Origin of the sequence: Burkholderia sp. BCC0044, assembly GCF_902832955.1 — a bacterium.
Classification (GTDB): Bacteria; Pseudomonadota; Gammaproteobacteria; order Burkholderiales; family Burkholderiaceae; genus Burkholderia.
On sequence record NZ_CADFDO010000001.1, the window covers coordinates 779,499 to 794,576 of the forward strand.

Below are 15,078 nucleotides of genomic sequence, written 5' to 3' on the forward strand. Positions count from 1 at the left end.
GCCTTGTGTCGCCAAATGACGGGAATGCCGCCGGCACGCGCGGCGGCGGCCGGTTTACGATGCATCGCAAAAAAGTGTTGACAGGAATAATTGGGGCGCTATAATTTCGCTTCTTTGCAGCAAGCAGCTACTGCAAAACGTGCCCAGGTGGCGGAATTGGTAGACGCACTAGGTTCAGGTCCTAGCGGTGGCAACATCGTGGAGGTTCGAGTCCTCTCCTGGGCACCACTTTATTTATAAAAAGGTCGGCTTTTAGCCGGCCTTTTTTCATTTCAAGCCCAGGAAGCAAAGCGCCTGCGCGCTTTGCGCGAGGACTCGAAGGGCTGCGCTTGCAAGCGCAGCCGGGGTCGCGCAGGGGTGACCGAGTCCTCTCCTGGGCACCATCTGTTTTCTAAAAAGGTCGGCTTCTAGCCGGCCTTTTTTCATTTCGAGCGCCACGAAGCAAAGCGCCCCCGGAATTCAAAAAGGTCAGCGAAAGCCGACCTTTTTTCGTTTGCCCGCGCACGCCGCCAGTCGACCGGGCCGTACGTGCTTGCGCACCAGCCTTCCCTTCATCGACTCACCGCGGCACGCTCGTCAAAGCATGCGCTTCAGCACGCCGTTCTTCGACACGAAATGGTGCTTGAGCGCGGCGCCCGCATGCGCCGCCACCAGGAATGCGAGCAGGTAGCAGCCGATCTTGTGCAGGACGAACCAGTGCTCGGTCACCGGCCCCGCGCTGAACGGCGTATTCACATAAACCGCCCAGAACAGCCAGTAGCCGTCCGGCACCATCACGAAGCCGCTGAACAGCACGAACGCGACGAGCGCGTAAATCAGCGAGTGCACCAGATGCGCGATCGAGCGCTGCTTCGACGGAATCGACGCGATGTCGGGCGGCGTCCGGCGGAAGAACGACCACACGTAGCGCAGCGGAAACAGCACGATCAGGCTGCTCGCGAGCGACATGTTGAGCGTCGACACGAAACGCCAGACGTCCGGCTGGGTAATGAAGTGCAGCGCGAATCCGGCCACCATCGTGTACAGGATCACGGCCGCGAAGATCCAGTGCAGTGCGCGGGAAAAGCGATCGTAGCGGCCGTCGTCCGAAGACGCTTGCCGAAAACGGGTCTGAGAAACCGTATGCATGATTCATCCTTTATCGATTGCCATTGCAGTGTTGCGATGGATAAGTGGATGAAATTATCGACGTCGATTCCGGTACGGATAAGCATCCTCAACGATTTCAAAACACCCGGTTCGGCGTTGGCCGGCGTACGGACGAGCACCCGTGGCCAGCCGGCGTCAGCGCATCTCGATCAGGAACGTCATCACGCCATCGCCCGAACCCGCCGTCACGCGCTCGCCGTACTGGTAGTACTGCGCGGTGAACGGCAACGTGGTCGCACCGACCGTCGCCTCGCCGAGGCTGTGCCACGCATTCAACGTCACCGGCGCTTCGTCCTTCAGCACGCGGATCCCGACCCCTTGCGCGGCAGCGTCGCCATGCAGCTTCAGCACGTCCGCCGTGCCCGGCACCGTCTCGCCGAGCAGCTGAATCGACAGCGGCGTCGGCCGCGCCTCTCCATACGGGCTGCAGGTCAGGTTGATCGCGAATTCGCGCGACGCACGGGTCGAGCCCGGACCATCGAAAGCGTTCGCGGGCACGGCGCCGAGCGGCACGACGAGATGCCTGGAATCGGTATTGACCGTGCAGGCGACACCGCGCACGTAGCTGCTCGTGATGTGCTTGTGCACCACGTTGTGGTCGGGATCGCCGATCGCGGCCGATGCATCGACGCTCAGCACCTGCCCCTGCAGGAAGCCGGGCGTCACCGGCCCGGTCTTGACGAGCTCCACGTCGATCACGAACTCGCGCGCCGTGCCGTCGCCCGGGTGCACGCCGAGCAACCCGTCGGTCTTGCCGCCGAGATCCTCTCCATCGCGCGCCACGCGAAGCGCGAGCCCGGGCAGGTTGCTCGCCCAGAGGCTCATGCCCGATAGCGGACCGAACTCGCTCGAATACCGCAACGTGCGCGGCTCGGGCGCGTTCTGGCCGTTGCGCGAACAGGTGACGGTCAGCGTGAAACGCGCCGACGCGACGATGCCGCCGGCCTCGACACTGTCGGCCGCGATCGGGCCGAACTCGAGCGGATTGAAGTCTTCGGGCGCGCTCAGGCACGTGGCGAACGCGGGCGCGGTACCGAGCGTCAGCGCGACGAGCGCCGCCCAGCGGCGCAGACGCGCGGCAAATCGGAAAGTCGAGGATTTCATGATCGGGATGACGAAGTTGACGCAGCGTCGGCCCGGAGCGCGGGATGCGCGCGCGAGCAGACGGCCGCGAGTTCGGGAAAATTGCGATGCGCGGTCGATTCGCCCATGTCGTACGACAGCGCGCAGCGTTCGTCCGGACGCACACCCCAGCGCACGAGCAGGTCGCCGGCGCGGTCGATTCCCGTGACGAAGCCCTGACCATTCGGGCCGACCATGCCGACCGCCTTGCCGTCCGTCGTCAGCACGGCCGCGCCGAACGGCACCGGCTTGCCCGCGTCGTCGGCCAGGTCGAGCATCAGGCGCCCGGCCTCGACCTCGAACGGCGCCAGCACGACCGCCCCGCGCGTCGGTACGACGTGCACGATCGCGTTGCGGATCTCGAGCCGGCGATCGAGCTCTGCGGTCCGCAATGCGATGCGGTTCTGCCGGTACGGCGTGACATGCGGCACGACCGCATAACCCGCGCGGTCGGTACGCACACCGGCGTGCGCCACCACGCCGACGCCAGCCGCGCGCTCGCTGCGCACGAGCGCGACGGTTTCGCCGAGCGGCTGCGACAACGTCACGCCGCCGCCGTGCACGAGCACGCCGCCCGCGGCGCTGACCGATGTCTGCGAGCCGCCGCGCGCCTGGTTGTGGGTGGCCGAGAACTGGCCGGCCGTCGCACGATAGTTCAGGTTCAGGGCGCCGCCCAGGCCGTTCGTCGATCGATCGGCGTCGACGCCATAGCTGAGGCTATCGTCGGCGAGCAGCGTGCCGAACACGCCCGCGCGCTGCTCCGTGCCGGCAGTGCCGGCGATCAGCGTCGCGCTGCCGTACGCGCGAGGCGCCGCCGTGCGCCCGCCGCCGATCGGAAGCGACAGGTTCAGCGACACCTGCCGACTGCTCGCGCCACGGGCCCGCGACTCGTGGCTGACGCTCACGTTGTACGACACGCGCGACACGCTGCCCGAGTAGCCGAGCTGCACCAGCCGGTCTTCGCCCGCGCCGTCGCGATAGGTGCGCCGGCTCGCGTTGACGTACAGCGAGCCCGCGCGTCCGAGGTTCTGCGACACGCTGAGCTCGCTGCGGCTGCGCTTGCCGGCGCGATACGCCCACCGGTCGACCGACGCCGCGTAGCGCACCGCGACATCGGACAGGCTGCGATAGCCGTCCGAATAATGATGGTGCGCGGCGCGCAGCTCGGTGCCGGTGGCCGCGAATGCCTTCGCGAACATCAGGCGCGCGGCGCTGCCGGCCCCCGCCTGCCCCGCATGGTTCCGGTGGCGCGCATGCGTGACGTCGACCGATACCGCGCCCAGGCGCGCCATGTTGCGCGCGACCCCGGCCGCCAGCGCCGCATAGCCGCTCGCGAAAGTCGCGCCGCCGTAGATCGTCGTCTCGCCCGGCAGGCCATAGGCGGCGCTCGCCGACGCGAACCACTGCGGCCGGCCGGAATCGGCGCGCAGGCGGCCCGCGGCCGCGCGATACGACCACGCGTTCTGGCGCAGCAGGGTCGGAATGCTCGCCGACGACTGGATGAAGCTGCGCGCCTGCCCGTCGGCCTCGATGATCGTCACCTCGAGATCCGCGTTCGACGCGACCGCATACAGGTCGTCGATCTCGAACGGGCCGGGCGGCACGTAGCTGTTGTAGATCAGATAGCCGTTCTGACGGATCTCGACCTTCGCATGGCTTTGCGCGATGCCGCGCACGACGGGCGCGTAGCCGCGCTGGCTGTCCGGCTGCATGGTGTCGTCGGACGCGAGCTGCACGCCCTGGAAGGCCACGCTGTCGAACACGCTGTCGGACGTGAAGCTGTCGCCGAGCGTCACGCGGCTGCGCCACGCGGGGATGTCGCGTTCGAGATAGGCGTTCGAGAACTGCGTCTGCAAACCGGACGCGTTGCGGTTCGCCATCGCGCTGCCGCGCAGGCGCCACGCGCCGAGGTTCAGGCCCGCGCGCACGCTGCCGTAGGCTTCCGTCGCGTGGCCCGACGGCAGGTCGCCGTAGCGCCGCTGCGCGGCGTTGACGCGGTAGTCGATGCGCATCGCGTCGATGCCGCTGTCCCAGCGCGACGGATCGACCGAGCCGCGCGGGACCCGCTTCATCTTCGCCTGCGGGACCGTCAGCGACAGCGCCTGGCGATCGGGGTCCACCGTGACGGTGGCGTCCGGCATCGCGTCGCGCAGGTCCAGGCAGACGGACGCATCGTCATCCGCACCGGCGAGTCGCGGAAACGCCGCGAGATTCACGCCGAACGCATCGAGTTGCGCGGCGGCCAGGCACGGCCGCACCGACTCGTCGCGGGCGTCGCGCTCGAAGCGGATGTCGTTCAGACCGTACGATTCGCCATTCACCGCCACCTCGACCGGATGGATGCCGGGCAGCAGCACGTTCGCTTCGGCGAACGCGTCGAGATCCACGTCCGCCTGCGTGTTGCCGAACGCGAGGAACGCGGGATTGAATGCCGTCTGCGCGTGCGCGGACCCGCCCGCGATCGGCAATCCGATCGCGAGGGTCGAGGCGAGCGCGAGCACGCATCGGCGCAGCAGGTGAAGGCGTCGTGTCATGAACGAAAGGCGCGGCGCACGCCGGATCAGCGCGCGCCGCGTGAGGTCCGAATGATGAAAAGGTCGTGAAAGCGGATCGTGAAGCGCTCGTCGGCCGCGGCTGCGCGACCGCGTCGCGTCAGGTGGCGTCGGCCGGCACCGTCACCGTGACGGCCGGCGTCACGGCGCCGTAGTCGTTGATCGTGCTGAACCGCAGCGCGACCGGCTGCGCCGGCAGCGCGCGGAGGTTGCGCAGCGGGTAGGTCGTCGCCTGCAACGGCGGCGCCGTCTCGAGATCGACGTCCTCGGTCGCCCCCGCCTCGATGCCGATCTTCGCGAACGTGACGTGATAAGGCGTCGGATTGAATACCTGCAGCATCGCGCCGTCGCTCGACGGCACGATGCGCCACGTCAGCGCCGCCGGTGCGTCGGCCGCCGAGCCGGTCAGGCCCTGCGGGCGATAGAACGCCTTGAGCCGCGTCTGGATCGCGATCTGCAGCACGTTCTCCTGCTTCGCCGCGACCGGGATTTCCTTCACGTTCAGCCACAGCATCGACTCGCGATCGGCCGGCAGTGCGTGCTTGACGCGCATCACGCGCAGCAGGTTTTCCTTGCCGGGATCGAGCCGCGACAGCGGCGGCGTGACGAAGAACGGCGCTTTCGCGCCGGCCTGCGCGGGCCCGCCGTCGATCCACGCCTGCACGACGTACGGCTGGCCATCCGTGTTCTTCACGGGCACGACGGCCTCACGCCGGTCTTCCTGCAGGATCACGCGGGTCGCGCCCACCACGATGCCCGCGAGCGCGCCGTGGGTCATGCACAGCCCGAGCATGCAGGCAACCAGGCGGGGTACGAAGCGGTGCGTCATCGGGCGGCCCCCTCGGCTCAACGGTAGTTCAGCGTGAACGACGCCGTACCGTTCGCCTCGCCGGCCTCCGTCTGGTCCGACGTCGAAACGTAGTTCGCGGCGAAGCTCAGCACGTTGCTGCCCGGCGTCAGCTGGAGCGTGTCGGACTCGGTATTGATGCCGATCTGCTTGCCGTCTTCGTGCATCAACTGGATACCGACGCCTTTCGCGTCGTCCTTGCCGCCGGTGCCGACCGCGAGCAGCGTCGCATCTTCGCCGTGCGACAGCCCTTCGAACTGCGCACGCACGCCGCTCAACTGCTCGTTGCACTCGCTCAGCGCGATCTGGAACGGCACGCGACGGCTTTCCCGGCCCGCCTCGGCGAGCTGGTCGATACCGATTGCGCCGAGCGGCACCTGAATATTGCTGTTGTCGATCTTGCAGGTCGTCGCGACGATCTTGCCGTGAAAGTTGACCGTGCCGTCCGCCGCGAGCGCGGACGTCGAACCGAATGCCGCCATCAGGGCGAGCAGCACGAAAGGTTTCTGGAACTGTTTCATCGAATGTCTGGGGAAAAAGTAAGGAGCTTCACTGCCGGTACCGGACAGCGGAACCGCGAACCCGTCGAGTTCACAGGCATTATTCCGATCCGCTTGCCGCAACCCAACAAATGTGAAGAGATCCTCAACGATCCCCGACAGGCGCCCCACGCGCGCTGCGCGCGAACGCGATCTCGCACCGGCATGGCCGAACGTGCCGTTCGAACCGGTGGGCAATGACAGACGAAAAACAGGGGGGATGAATGGATCGCGAAGCGCGCCGCCGCGCGTCGCGGCAGCGTCACCACGTGCATCGTTGCGATGCCGAACGGTGACGGAAGGTCAGCGAGCCGAGGCGGTGCATCGCCCCGGCGTCGCCGGATCAGGAGATGAAGCGGCCGCTATCCGGCCCGGCGCTCAGGCCCGCTCGAGCCGGTATCCGTAGTTGTAGACCGTCGTGATCACGAGGCCGTTCTTCGCCCGCAGCCCGAGACTCGAGCGCAGCTTGCTCACGTAGGTGGCGAGCGTCGCGTCGTACTTCCGGTCGACCACGCCCCAGATGCGCTTGATCATCATGTCCTTCGACACGATCCGTCCGACGCTCTCGAACAGCATCAGCGCGACCTCGAACTCGCGCAGCGACAGTTCGACCGGCGCACCGTCCACGGTCGCGGCATGCGCGCTCACGTCGAGCGCGAACTTGCCGACCTCGACGACCTTCGCACGCTGCGTCTCCGGGTAGTACTTGCGCGCCTGCGCATTCACGCGCGCGACCAGCTCGCGCTCGCGCAGCGGCTTGATCAGGTAATCGTCGGCGCCGCTGTTGAGACCGAACACGATGTCGTTCTCGCCGTCGTGCTGCGTCATCATGATGATCGGCAGCGCGTCGGCGAACGATTCGCGCGCCCAGCGCATCACCTCGATCCCCGACTTGCCCGGCACGTCCCAGTCGAGCAGCAGCACGTCGACGCGCTGCGTGCGCACCAGTTCGATGAAGCCGTCGCCGTCGTGCCGCACCTCCGTGTCGTAGCCCGCCTTGTTGAGCCAGCCGGCCACGACGCCGGCCTGGGTCACGATGTCTTCGAGTATTGCGACAATCATGTTCGTCCTGATCTCAGTACGCCGCCCCGTCTCCGGGCCCGTTCGCCGCTGCGTCGACCGGAGCGGGCGGCAGATAAACAAAAGTCCATTCGCTGTACGCGCCGCTGTCGCCGAACGCGTCGTACCGCGCCGGGAAACCGTGGCGCTTCAGCGGCTGGCCCGGCGCCTCGCTGAACACGCCCATGATGCCGCCGTCCGGCGCCTTCACGAGCCCCCACTGCGTCGACCCGGTCAGCGGATCGGCGTACAGGCGCCGCAGGTGACGCACCGTCGGCAGCCCGCGACGATCCTCGAGCAGCGCGTCGAGCGACGCCGGATAGCGGCTGCCTCCCGCCGCATTGTAGTAGCTTGCGATCGCCGCGCGAAACTGGTCGCCGACGAACAGGAGCTGCGCCTCGCGCTCGCGCTGCTGCACCGTCGTCCAGATCCGCGCCGCCTGCGTCATGCCGAGCCCGAGTGCCGCGACCAGCATCAGCACGCCGAGATACGCGATGCCGCGCTGCTTGCACAAGCCGCCGCGCCGATCACCACGTCGCATAGTCGCTCCCGTCGAGCGCGCGCCCTTTCGCGCCGCTCTTCACGTCCGCGATGCCGCCCGTCTCGCCGGCCTGCGTCCGCCACGAGCCGCGCTTGCCGGTGACCGGATCGAGCGGCAGCTCGCGCAGGTAGCGCTGCTCGACCAGCGCCTCGAGCGTGGCGGGATCGCGGCCGTGATCCGCCCGGTAGTCGTCGATCGACTGGCGCAGCGTGTTCAGGTTGTGACGCAGCACCGTTTCCTTCGCGCGGTCGCCCTGCTTCAGGTAGCCGGGCGCGACGAACGCGGTGAGCGCCGCGATGATCGCCATCACGACGAGCAGCTCGATCAGCGTGAAGCCGGCGGCACGGCGCGCACGGCTACCACTGGTTGTACGGGACGCCATTGAGGCCCTCCTTGCGGTTGGTCGAGCGGATGTCGAACACGTCGTCGCCGGACGAAAACGAATCGGGATCGCTCGCGTAACTGCGCGTTTCCCATGTGTCCTCGGGCGCCTTGCCGTCGCATTCGCACATCGGATCGGCGGGAAGCTTGCGCAGGAAATACAGCCGCGCACCGTCCGGCGACTTCTTGTCGTCGACGCCGTCGACGAGCGTGCGCAGGTCGGCCGGGTAGCCGCTCGCGTCGACGCTGCGCTCGACCCGCCCGTCGTTCGCCGCCTCCTTGTACGCATCGAGTGCCGAGCGGATCACGACCAGCGCGCGGCGCAGCTCGGCCTCGTCCGCGCGACGCTTGACGAGATCCGTCAACGGCAGCGCGACGGTCGCGAGCAACGCGAGCAGCGACATCGCCACCATCAGCTCGATCAGCGTGAAGCCGCGCGCGCGGGCGCGTCGACGGACGCTCATGCGACGCCCCGCGCACGCGACAGCAGCATCGGCGCGTCGGCGTACAGCGGCGCAGCCGGTGCGGGCTCGCCCACGAAGCGATCGACGAATGCCTGCAGCGTGGCGATCAGCGAGCGCACCGCTGCGGCGACCCGGTGCTCGCCGCGCGCCGGCGCAGCGGCGGCCGTCGCCTGTGCGTCCGGCATGGGTGCCCCGGCATGCTCGAGCGCGGCCGGTCGTGCGCGCCGCGATGCCCCGCCGACGTCGCTCGCGCGATCCAGCTCGATTCGCGCCATCGCGATTTCCGCGCGCAGGCCGGCAGGCTTCGCCGGCGTGGCGGCCGCGTGCGTTGCCTCCTGTCGCAGCGGCGCCGTCGGGCGGTGCGCCGCAGCCGTGTTAGCCGAGGCGGCCGCGGCCACCTTGACGGCCGCAACCGGCTGCGACCCGGCCGCGGCACGCGTACGCATCATGCCCGTGCCGCGCGCGCCGCGCTCGACTGCCGGGCTCGCCGTGTCGTCCTGCCGGGCCGCCGCGGGCGCCTGCGGTTGCGCGTCGGCCGGCTCGGCCGACTCGGCCGTGTCGGACTCCGCGGCTGCGCGGTTGCCCGCGGGCCGCGACGGCTCGATCGGCGCGTCCAGATCCGGGCCGTTCGGCGACGGCAGGCGCGCCGGCACGGCCTGTGCGGACTCGAGCGTCAGCGCTTCGGTGGTCACGCGCGACTCGGTGCCCGACAGGAAGGTCGTCACCGCGGACAGCGGCAGGTCGAGATTGCGCTCGATATGCGGCGTGATCAGCAGCACGATCTCCGAGCGCTCGTTGCTGCGGCCGTTCGAGCCGAACAGCCGGCCGAGCACGGGCAGGCCCGATACGCCCGGCAGCCCGGCGATGCTGTCGCTTTCATTGCGCTTGACGAGGCCGGCAAGGATCTGCGTTTCGCCGTTCTTCGCGGTCATCAGCGTCTCGGCGTTGCGCGTGCCGAGCGAATAGGCGACCAGCCCGGTCTTCGTGGTTTCCTTCGACAGGATGCTGCTGACCTCCATGTTCACCTTGACGCTCACCTCCTCGTTCAGGCTGATGCGCGGTTCGACCTTCAGCATCAGGCCCACGTCCTGGTAGCTGACCGATTCGGTCACGACGCCGTTCGCGTTGGTGGTCGTGACGATCGGCACACGCTCGCCGATCTTGATGTTCGCCTTCTCCATGTTGCGCACGCGGATCTTCGGGTTCGCAAGCGTCTTCGTCTTGCCCTGTTTCTGCAGCAGATCGATCGCGAGCGCGAGGCCGCCCGATTCGCTCGACACGCCGACGCGGTCGCGATTCAGGCGCAGCAGGTCGCCGAGCGTCAGCGCGCCGCCCTCCACGCCGCCGAGCGCGTTGAACTGGATCTTGCCCGGATACTGGACGCCGAAATCGAGGCTGTCGTTCATGTTCACCTCGAGCACCTGCACGTCGAGCGTCACTTCGGATTGCGGGATGTCCAGGCCCATCACCACGCGCTCCGCGACCTGGATCGTCTCCGGCGTGTCGCGCATGACGACTGCGTTCACCCGCTCGTCCACGTAGACGTCCTTCGGCTTGACCATCTGGCGCAGCGCGGCCATCACCGATTTGGCGTCCGCATGCGACAGGAAGAACGTGCGAATCGCGAACTCCGTGTAGTTGCGGGCCTTTTCAGGCTGCGACGGGTAGACGAGCAGCGTGTGCTTGTCGAGCACCTTCTTCTCGAGCTGGTTGGTGCGCAGCAGCAGGTTGATCGCGTCCTCGGCGGTCGTGCGCTCCGCGAGCAGCGTCGCGGCCTGGCTGGTGTCCACGTCGCGGTCGAACACGAAATTCACGCCGGACACGCGCGAGATCACGTCGAAGATGTTGGCCAGCGGCTGCTGCTTGAAATTGAGCGACACCGGCTTGCGCAGCGCGTCGGACAACTGCGGGCGCACCGCGCGGCTGGCCTGCGACTGGCGCAGCATCGTGTCGCGCAGGCGCTTCGCTTCCGCGTGGTTCGGCTGCTCGGCGAGGATGCGCCGCGCGATCTCGAGCGCCTCCTGCGGCTTCTCGCCGCCGATGCGCTGCGCGCGCGCGAGCTCGACCGCCATTTGCTGGCCGCGCTTGACCTGCTCGAGCGCCTGGCTGGCCTTCAGGTTGCCCGGGTCCTCGCCCAGCACGTTCTCCAGGTGATCGATCGCGGCCGCGTGGTTGCCCTGCGCGACCTGGCGGTCGGCTTCCTTCAGCTCCGCGCGCACATACGCTTGCCGGCTGAATTCGACGGCGGTCGTGACGGCGATGTCGTCCGGCGCGGCGGCCTGCTGTCGCTGTAGCGTGCCGAGTCGTTCGGCGGGCGTCGCGGCGGCATCGGGCGCGGCATTGAACGGGGTACTTGCGCATCCTGTCAGCGCAAGCGCCGAGATCAGGAGCAACAGACTGACTTTACGTTTCATGATGGTGTTCGGCACAGGTTGGATTCGGGGTTCATTGGGTCGGGACGGGCAGCGACAGCTCGACATCGGTGCTGTCGCGGGTCACGATCACCGTGCCCTGTTCGCCCAGTTTCTTCAGCCGGTAGCCTTCGGCGATCTCGTCGCCCGGCCGCACCGCGTCGCGCACGCCGCAGCGCGAGCCGCACAGCAGGAACGTCTTGCCGACGCCCTCCAGCACGACGATGCGCTGGCCGCTCTCGCGCCACTCTCCGGCGATCTCGAACGGCACGGCGGCGGCCGGCGCTGCGTCGATCGGCGTGTCCAGCGACGGCGGTTCCGGTTCGGATGCGGGTTCCGGCGCCGCGACCGGCGGCGGGTCGTCGCGCGCCGGCTCCGCGCCGAGCGACGCCCAGCTCTGCGCCGGGAAGACGTCGACGATCGGCGCCGGGCTGCCGCGCTCGTGCGCCGCGCTGCCGCCGGAGAGGCAGGCGGCGGCGACTGCGAGCGCCAGCGGGATCAGGACGGCGCGCATCATGTATCGGGCCCCAGCAGGCTGACCCGCAGGTCGGCGGTGACCGTGGCGCTGTCGATCCGGTCGCGCTCGATCGACACGCCCTCGATGCGCACCATCGGCTGGTCCGCGATCTCGCGCATCGCTTCGCGCAGCCCGACATAGCTGCCGCTCAGCGCGATGCTGATCGTGAGCCGGCGCAGCTTGCCCTTCATCTCGACTTCGCGGCGATAGGTCGCGTGCTTGCGGTCCATGCCGCGCTGCGACAGGATCTGGAAAATCGAGTACGCCTGCTCGCTGCTGCGCAGTTGCTGCACCTGCTGCAGCGTCATGCCGCCGGCGCCGGCCTGCTTGCCCGGCTTCGGCAGCGCGGCCAGTTCCGCCGCGCGCGCCGAACGCTCGGCCTCGAGCCGCTCGCCGGCCGGCTGCAGGTGCAGTGCGTGAGCGCCGATCAGCGCGACGACCAGTCCGCCCGCCAGCAGCCCCGGCACGCCGAGCTTGGCGGTCGCCGCGTAGGCGCCCCAGCGCAGCCGCGCGGCGAGCGCCGTCGTGTCGATTGCTTTCAGGTTCGTCATGGGTGTTCGATGCTCAGGCTGAAGTGAAAGATGTTCTTGCCGTCCTCCGCTTTCGTGCGGTGCTGCAGCAGGCCGATCTTGCGGTCCGGGTGACGGTCGTTCAGGCGATCGACGAAGATGTAGATGTGCGACAACTCCGCCGCGCCGCCTTCGATGCGCGCCTCGCGGCCGGCCTTGTCGACCGTCAGCGACTTCAGCGCGATTTGCGGCGTCCATGCGTGTTCGATCCAGTCGACCACCGACAGCCCGGAGCCCGCGGCGCTCGCCTTCTGTTCGGCGAGCACGCGCTCGATGCGGCGCTGCTCCGGCGTCATGCTCTTTTGCCGGCGCTGCTCGCGCTCGATCGCGCGCTTGCGCTGGTCGATCCGGCTTTCGATGCGGTCGACTTCGTCGCGCAGCTGGTCGACGCGCGACCATTCGCTCGCGGCGAACGCGCCGGTGAGCAACGCGCAGCACAGCGCAACGGCCGCCCACGGCGTGACGCGCGCGCGCGGCGCAGCGAAATCCAGTTCGGCGAGACGTGTCATGCCGGCTCTCCGGACGCACACACGGGCACGTCGCGCCGCCTGTCGTCGTCGTCGAGCAGCGTGACGCCGTCCGCGGCCAGCGGTGCACCGTCGAACGCACTCGCGAAGGCCGCGCCGGCCAGCGGCTGCCCGGCCATCAGCGCGGCGGCGGCGAACCAGTCGTCGAACCGACGGCCACCCGCACGCGGCAGCGTGACCACGTCGGCCCACTCGCCCGCGCGACGAAACACGCAGGTGACGACGCGCGGCTGCAACAGCGCGTAGCGGCTGTCTTCCGCGTTCAGGCGGCCCGCATGCAGCGCGAGCGACGCCGACAGCGCATCGCGCACGCCGACGAGCCGCCAGCCGGCGGCGCGGCTCACGGTCGCGAGCGACGCGAGCAACGTGTCGCAGGCCGCCACCGCGAGGCGCGCGCGGCCGTGCCGCCCGGCTTCGATACGGATGCGCAGCGCGCCGCGCTGCGCGCGGGCGGCGAACAGCGCACGCGCATAGCCGTCCCACGCCGCGTCCGACACCAGCCCGTCCTGCCAGGGCAGCACGACACCATGCGTCCACGGATGGCCGACGACGATCCGCAGGCGGTTGCACATCGGCAGGCGCTGCTTCGGCAAGTCGCCCAGCACCTGCGCCAGCGCGTCGGCCGGCAGTCCGTCGTGCGCGACGACGACCTGCGGCGGGCCGGCGCGACGCGCGCGCCAGCCGTCGTTCGTCCACACGCGCAGCGTGTCCGCGTCGAGCACCGCGACGGCGTTATTCCACGGCGATCGCACGCTGCACCTCCTGAAACGTCGTCAACCGCGCGCGAATCGCCGCCAGCCCCGCGTCGCGCATCGACTGGTAGTCGGCGTTGTCCGCGAGCGCGCGCGTACGCTTGTCGATCGAGCGTTCGAGCAACGCGACCTTCATCGCGGCGTCGAGCGTCAGCACTTCCGCGAGCCCGATCCGGCCGTGATAGCCGGTGCCGCGGCACGTGTCGCAGCCCGCGCCGGGCGTGACGACCCGCTTCAACTCGTCGAGCGATGCGTCGCGCAGCGCGGCGCCGTCCGCGGCCGCGTCGCCGCAGTTCGCGCAGATCCGCCGCACCAGGCGCTGCGACACGACGCCGTTCAGCGCCTCGAGAAACGTCGACGGCTCCACGCCCATGTAGATGAAGCGGTCGATCACGCTGAACCCGTCGTTCGCGTGCACGGTCGACAGCACGCGGTGGCCGGTGAGCGCGGATTGCACGGCGATCGACGCGGTCTCCTCGTCGCGGATCTCGCCGACCATCACCGTGTCGGGATCGTGACGCAGGATCGAGCGCGGCCCGCGCGCGAACGTGAGCCCCTTGCGCTCGTTGACCGGAATCTGCAGCACGCCCTGCAGCTCGTATTCGACCGGGTCCTCGATCGTGATGATCTTGTCGTCGCCGGTGTTGACCTCCGACAGCACCGCGTACAGCGTCGTCGACTTGCCGCTGCCGGTCGGCCCCGTCACGAGCATCAGCCCGTACGGACGATGCGCGAGCGCGCGCACGCGCCGCGCGGTCGGCGCATCGAAGCCAAGCACGTCGAGGCTCACGCTGTCGCCGCGCTGCGACTTGTCGAGCACGCGCATCACCGCGTTTTCGCCATGGGTGCCGGGAATGATCGACACGCGGAAATCGATTTCGCGGCCCTGCATCACGACCTTGAAGCGGCCGTCCTGCGGGACGCGCTTCTCCGCGATGTCGAGCGACGCGAGCACCTTGAGACGCGACAGCGTCTGCGCGGCCGCCTCGAGCCCGGGAATGCGGCGGATCGACTGCAGCACGCCGTCGATCCGGTAGCGGATCGACAGGCCGTCCGGCACCGCTTCGAGATGGATATCGCTGGCGCGGCTCTGCAGCGCGTCGTAAAGCGTCGTGTTGACGAGCCGGATGATCGGGCTTTCGTCCTTCGCGATGCTCGCGAGCGAGATCGACTCGATCGCCTGCGCGAGCGAATCGCCCTGCGTATCGATCGTCACGTCGTCCATCAGCCGTTCGCTCGATTCGATGTCGCCGAGCAGCCGCTCGACTTCACCCGGCGCGCTCATCGCCAGTTCGACCGGCCGCGTGCCGAAGCGCGCAAGCAGTTCGTCGCGCACGTGGCGCGCAAACGGATCGGCGACGACCACGCACGGCGCGCCGTCGAGTTCGACCGGCAACACGCGCCAGGTCAGCGCGTCGTGCAGCGGCAGCAGGTCGAAGCGCGTGCGCGCCGCGCGCAGCGCATCCGCATCGACCGCGCCGATGCCGAGGCAGGCGGCCGCTTGCGCGAGCAGCGTCGCATCGGCGCTCAGCAGCCCGGCGACATACTGCGCGAAGTCGACGCCTGACGCGTCGGATTCCGACTGCCAGCGTTGAACGATGTGTTCCGTTTTCATTGAATTTTCTCCAGTTGGACAGTGGAATCGCGA

At 68.8% G+C, this 15,078-nt stretch carries 15 protein-coding genes and 1 tRNA gene; 1 reads left to right on the forward strand and 15 read right to left on the reverse strand.

The window, feature by feature from the left end; all coding sequences use genetic code 11:
- The first annotated feature begins 141 nt into the window (after positions 1 to 141).
- Positions 142 to 228, forward strand: a tRNA-Leu gene (locus HWX14_RS03490).
- Positions 229 to 576: 348 nt separating this feature from the next.
- On the opposite strand, the gene HWX14_RS03495 is transcribed toward HWX14_RS03490, so the two are convergent.
- The 15 genes from HWX14_RS03495 to HWX14_RS03565 form a co-directional block, all read right to left on the reverse strand.
- Entirely contained in the window at positions 577 to 1,128 is a 552-nt protein-coding gene (locus HWX14_RS03495; protein WP_175881551.1) for a cytochrome b/b6 domain-containing protein, read from the reverse strand.
- A 156-nt stretch (positions 1,129 to 1,284) separates the two neighbouring features.
- Positions 1,285 to 2,253 (reverse strand): fimbrial protein, encoded by a 969-nt coding sequence (locus tag HWX14_RS03500; protein WP_175881552.1) that lies wholly within the window; start codon positions 2,251 to 2,253, stop codon positions 1,285 to 1,287.
- Positions 2,250 to 4,805: a fimbria/pilus outer membrane usher protein gene (locus HWX14_RS03505; RefSeq protein ID WP_175881553.1), complete on the reverse strand. Its 2,556-nt coding sequence runs from the start codon at positions 4,803 to 4,805 to the stop codon at positions 2,250 to 2,252. The genes HWX14_RS03500 and HWX14_RS03505 overlap by 4 nt, the downstream gene beginning before the upstream one ends.
- 118 nt (positions 4,806 to 4,923) lie before the next feature.
- The gene (locus tag HWX14_RS03510; protein WP_175881554.1) at positions 4,924 to 5,652 is read right to left on the reverse strand and encodes a molecular chaperone; all 729 of its coding nucleotides are present in this window, start codon (positions 5,650 to 5,652) and stop codon (positions 4,924 to 4,926) included.
- Between the two features lie 17 nt (positions 5,653 to 5,669).
- Positions 5,670 to 6,191, reverse strand: coding sequence for a fimbrial protein (locus tag HWX14_RS03515; protein WP_175881555.1), 522 nt, complete (start codon positions 6,189 to 6,191; stop codon positions 5,670 to 5,672).
- A 396-nt stretch (positions 6,192 to 6,587) separates the two neighbouring features.
- Positions 6,588 to 7,271, reverse strand: coding sequence for a response regulator transcription factor (locus tag HWX14_RS03520; RefSeq protein WP_050012537.1), 684 nt, complete (start codon positions 7,269 to 7,271; stop codon positions 6,588 to 6,590).
- A 13-nt stretch (positions 7,272 to 7,284) separates the two neighbouring features.
- Positions 7,285 to 7,809, reverse strand: coding sequence for a type II secretion system protein (locus HWX14_RS03525; RefSeq protein ID WP_175881556.1), 525 nt, complete (start codon positions 7,807 to 7,809; stop codon positions 7,285 to 7,287).
- Positions 7,796 to 8,191: a prepilin-type N-terminal cleavage/methylation domain-containing protein gene (locus tag HWX14_RS03530; RefSeq protein WP_175881557.1), complete on the reverse strand. Its 396-nt coding sequence runs from the start codon at positions 8,189 to 8,191 to the stop codon at positions 7,796 to 7,798. Before HWX14_RS03530 ends, HWX14_RS03525 begins: the two co-directional genes overlap by 14 nt.
- The gene (locus HWX14_RS03535; protein ID WP_175881558.1) at positions 8,166 to 8,654 is read right to left on the reverse strand and encodes a type II secretion system protein; all 489 of its coding nucleotides are present in this window, start codon (positions 8,652 to 8,654) and stop codon (positions 8,166 to 8,168) included. The genes HWX14_RS03530 and HWX14_RS03535 overlap by 26 nt, the downstream gene beginning before the upstream one ends.
- A complete protein-coding gene (locus tag HWX14_RS03540) occupies positions 8,651 to 11,068 on the reverse strand; it encodes a secretin N-terminal domain-containing protein (RefSeq protein WP_175881559.1) in 2,418 nt (805 codons plus the stop codon). The genes HWX14_RS03535 and HWX14_RS03540 overlap by 4 nt, the downstream gene beginning before the upstream one ends.
- 31 nt (positions 11,069 to 11,099) lie before the next feature.
- Positions 11,100 to 11,582: a hypothetical protein gene (locus HWX14_RS03545; protein WP_175881560.1), complete on the reverse strand. Its 483-nt coding sequence runs from the start codon at positions 11,580 to 11,582 to the stop codon at positions 11,100 to 11,102.
- On the reverse strand, positions 11,579 to 12,133 hold the full coding sequence (locus HWX14_RS03550) for a hypothetical protein (RefSeq protein ID WP_175881561.1): 555 nt from the start codon (positions 12,131 to 12,133) through the stop codon (positions 11,579 to 11,581). The genes HWX14_RS03545 and HWX14_RS03550 overlap by 4 nt, the downstream gene beginning before the upstream one ends.
- A complete protein-coding gene (locus HWX14_RS03555) occupies positions 12,130 to 12,660 on the reverse strand; it encodes a hypothetical protein (protein WP_175881562.1) in 531 nt (176 codons plus the stop codon). The genes HWX14_RS03550 and HWX14_RS03555 overlap by 4 nt, the downstream gene beginning before the upstream one ends.
- Positions 12,657 to 13,430, reverse strand: coding sequence for a hypothetical protein (locus HWX14_RS03560; protein WP_244130158.1), 774 nt, complete (start codon positions 13,428 to 13,430; stop codon positions 12,657 to 12,659). The genes HWX14_RS03555 and HWX14_RS03560 overlap by 4 nt, the downstream gene beginning before the upstream one ends.
- Positions 13,411 to 15,045 (reverse strand): GspE/PulE family protein, encoded by a 1,635-nt coding sequence (locus HWX14_RS03565; RefSeq protein ID WP_175881563.1) that lies wholly within the window; start codon positions 15,043 to 15,045, stop codon positions 13,411 to 13,413. Before HWX14_RS03565 ends, HWX14_RS03560 begins: the two co-directional genes overlap by 20 nt.
- Positions 15,046 to 15,078 lie beyond the last annotated feature (33 nt).

Coding starts and splice junctions, on each gene's coding strand:
- HWX14_RS03500 (WP_175881552.1), bottom strand. CDS start 2,253: ATGAAATCCTCGACTTTCCGATTTGCCGCGCGTCTGCGCCGCTGGGCG.
- HWX14_RS03515 (WP_175881555.1), bottom strand. CDS start 6,191: ATGAAACAGTTCCAGAAACCTTTCGTGCTGCTCGCCCTGATGGCGGCA.
- HWX14_RS03525 (WP_175881556.1), bottom strand. CDS start 7,809: ATGCGACGTGGTGATCGGCGCGGCGGCTTGTGCAAGCAGCGCGGCATC.
- HWX14_RS03550 (WP_175881561.1), bottom strand. CDS start 12,133: ATGACGAACCTGAAAGCAATCGACACGACGGCGCTCGCCGCGCGGCTG.
- HWX14_RS03505 (WP_175881553.1), bottom strand. CDS start 4,805: ATGACACGACGCCTTCACCTGCTGCGCCGATGCGTGCTCGCGCTCGCC.
- HWX14_RS03555 (WP_175881562.1), bottom strand. CDS start 12,660: ATGACACGTCTCGCCGAACTGGATTTCGCTGCGCCGCGCGCGCGCGTC.
- HWX14_RS03510 (WP_175881554.1), bottom strand. CDS start 5,652: ATGACGCACCGCTTCGTACCCCGCCTGGTTGCCTGCATGCTCGGGCTG.
- HWX14_RS03540 (WP_175881559.1), bottom strand. CDS start 11,068: ATGAAACGTAAAGTCAGTCTGTTGCTCCTGATCTCGGCGCTTGCGCTG.
- HWX14_RS03565 (WP_175881563.1), bottom strand. CDS start 15,045: ATGAAAACGGAACACATCGTTCAACGCTGGCAGTCGGAATCCGACGCG.
- HWX14_RS03530 (WP_175881557.1), bottom strand. CDS start 8,191: ATGGCGTCCCGTACAACCAGTGGTAGCCGTGCGCGCCGTGCCGCCGGC.
- HWX14_RS03535 (WP_175881558.1), bottom strand. CDS start 8,654: ATGAGCGTCCGTCGACGCGCCCGCGCGCGCGGCTTCACGCTGATCGAG.
- HWX14_RS03545 (WP_175881560.1), bottom strand. CDS start 11,582: ATGATGCGCGCCGTCCTGATCCCGCTGGCGCTCGCAGTCGCCGCCGCC.
- HWX14_RS03520 (WP_050012537.1), bottom strand. CDS start 7,271: ATGATTGTCGCAATACTCGAAGACATCGTGACCCAGGCCGGCGTCGTG.
- HWX14_RS03495 (WP_175881551.1), bottom strand. CDS start 1,128: ATGCATACGGTTTCTCAGACCCGTTTTCGGCAAGCGTCTTCGGACGAC.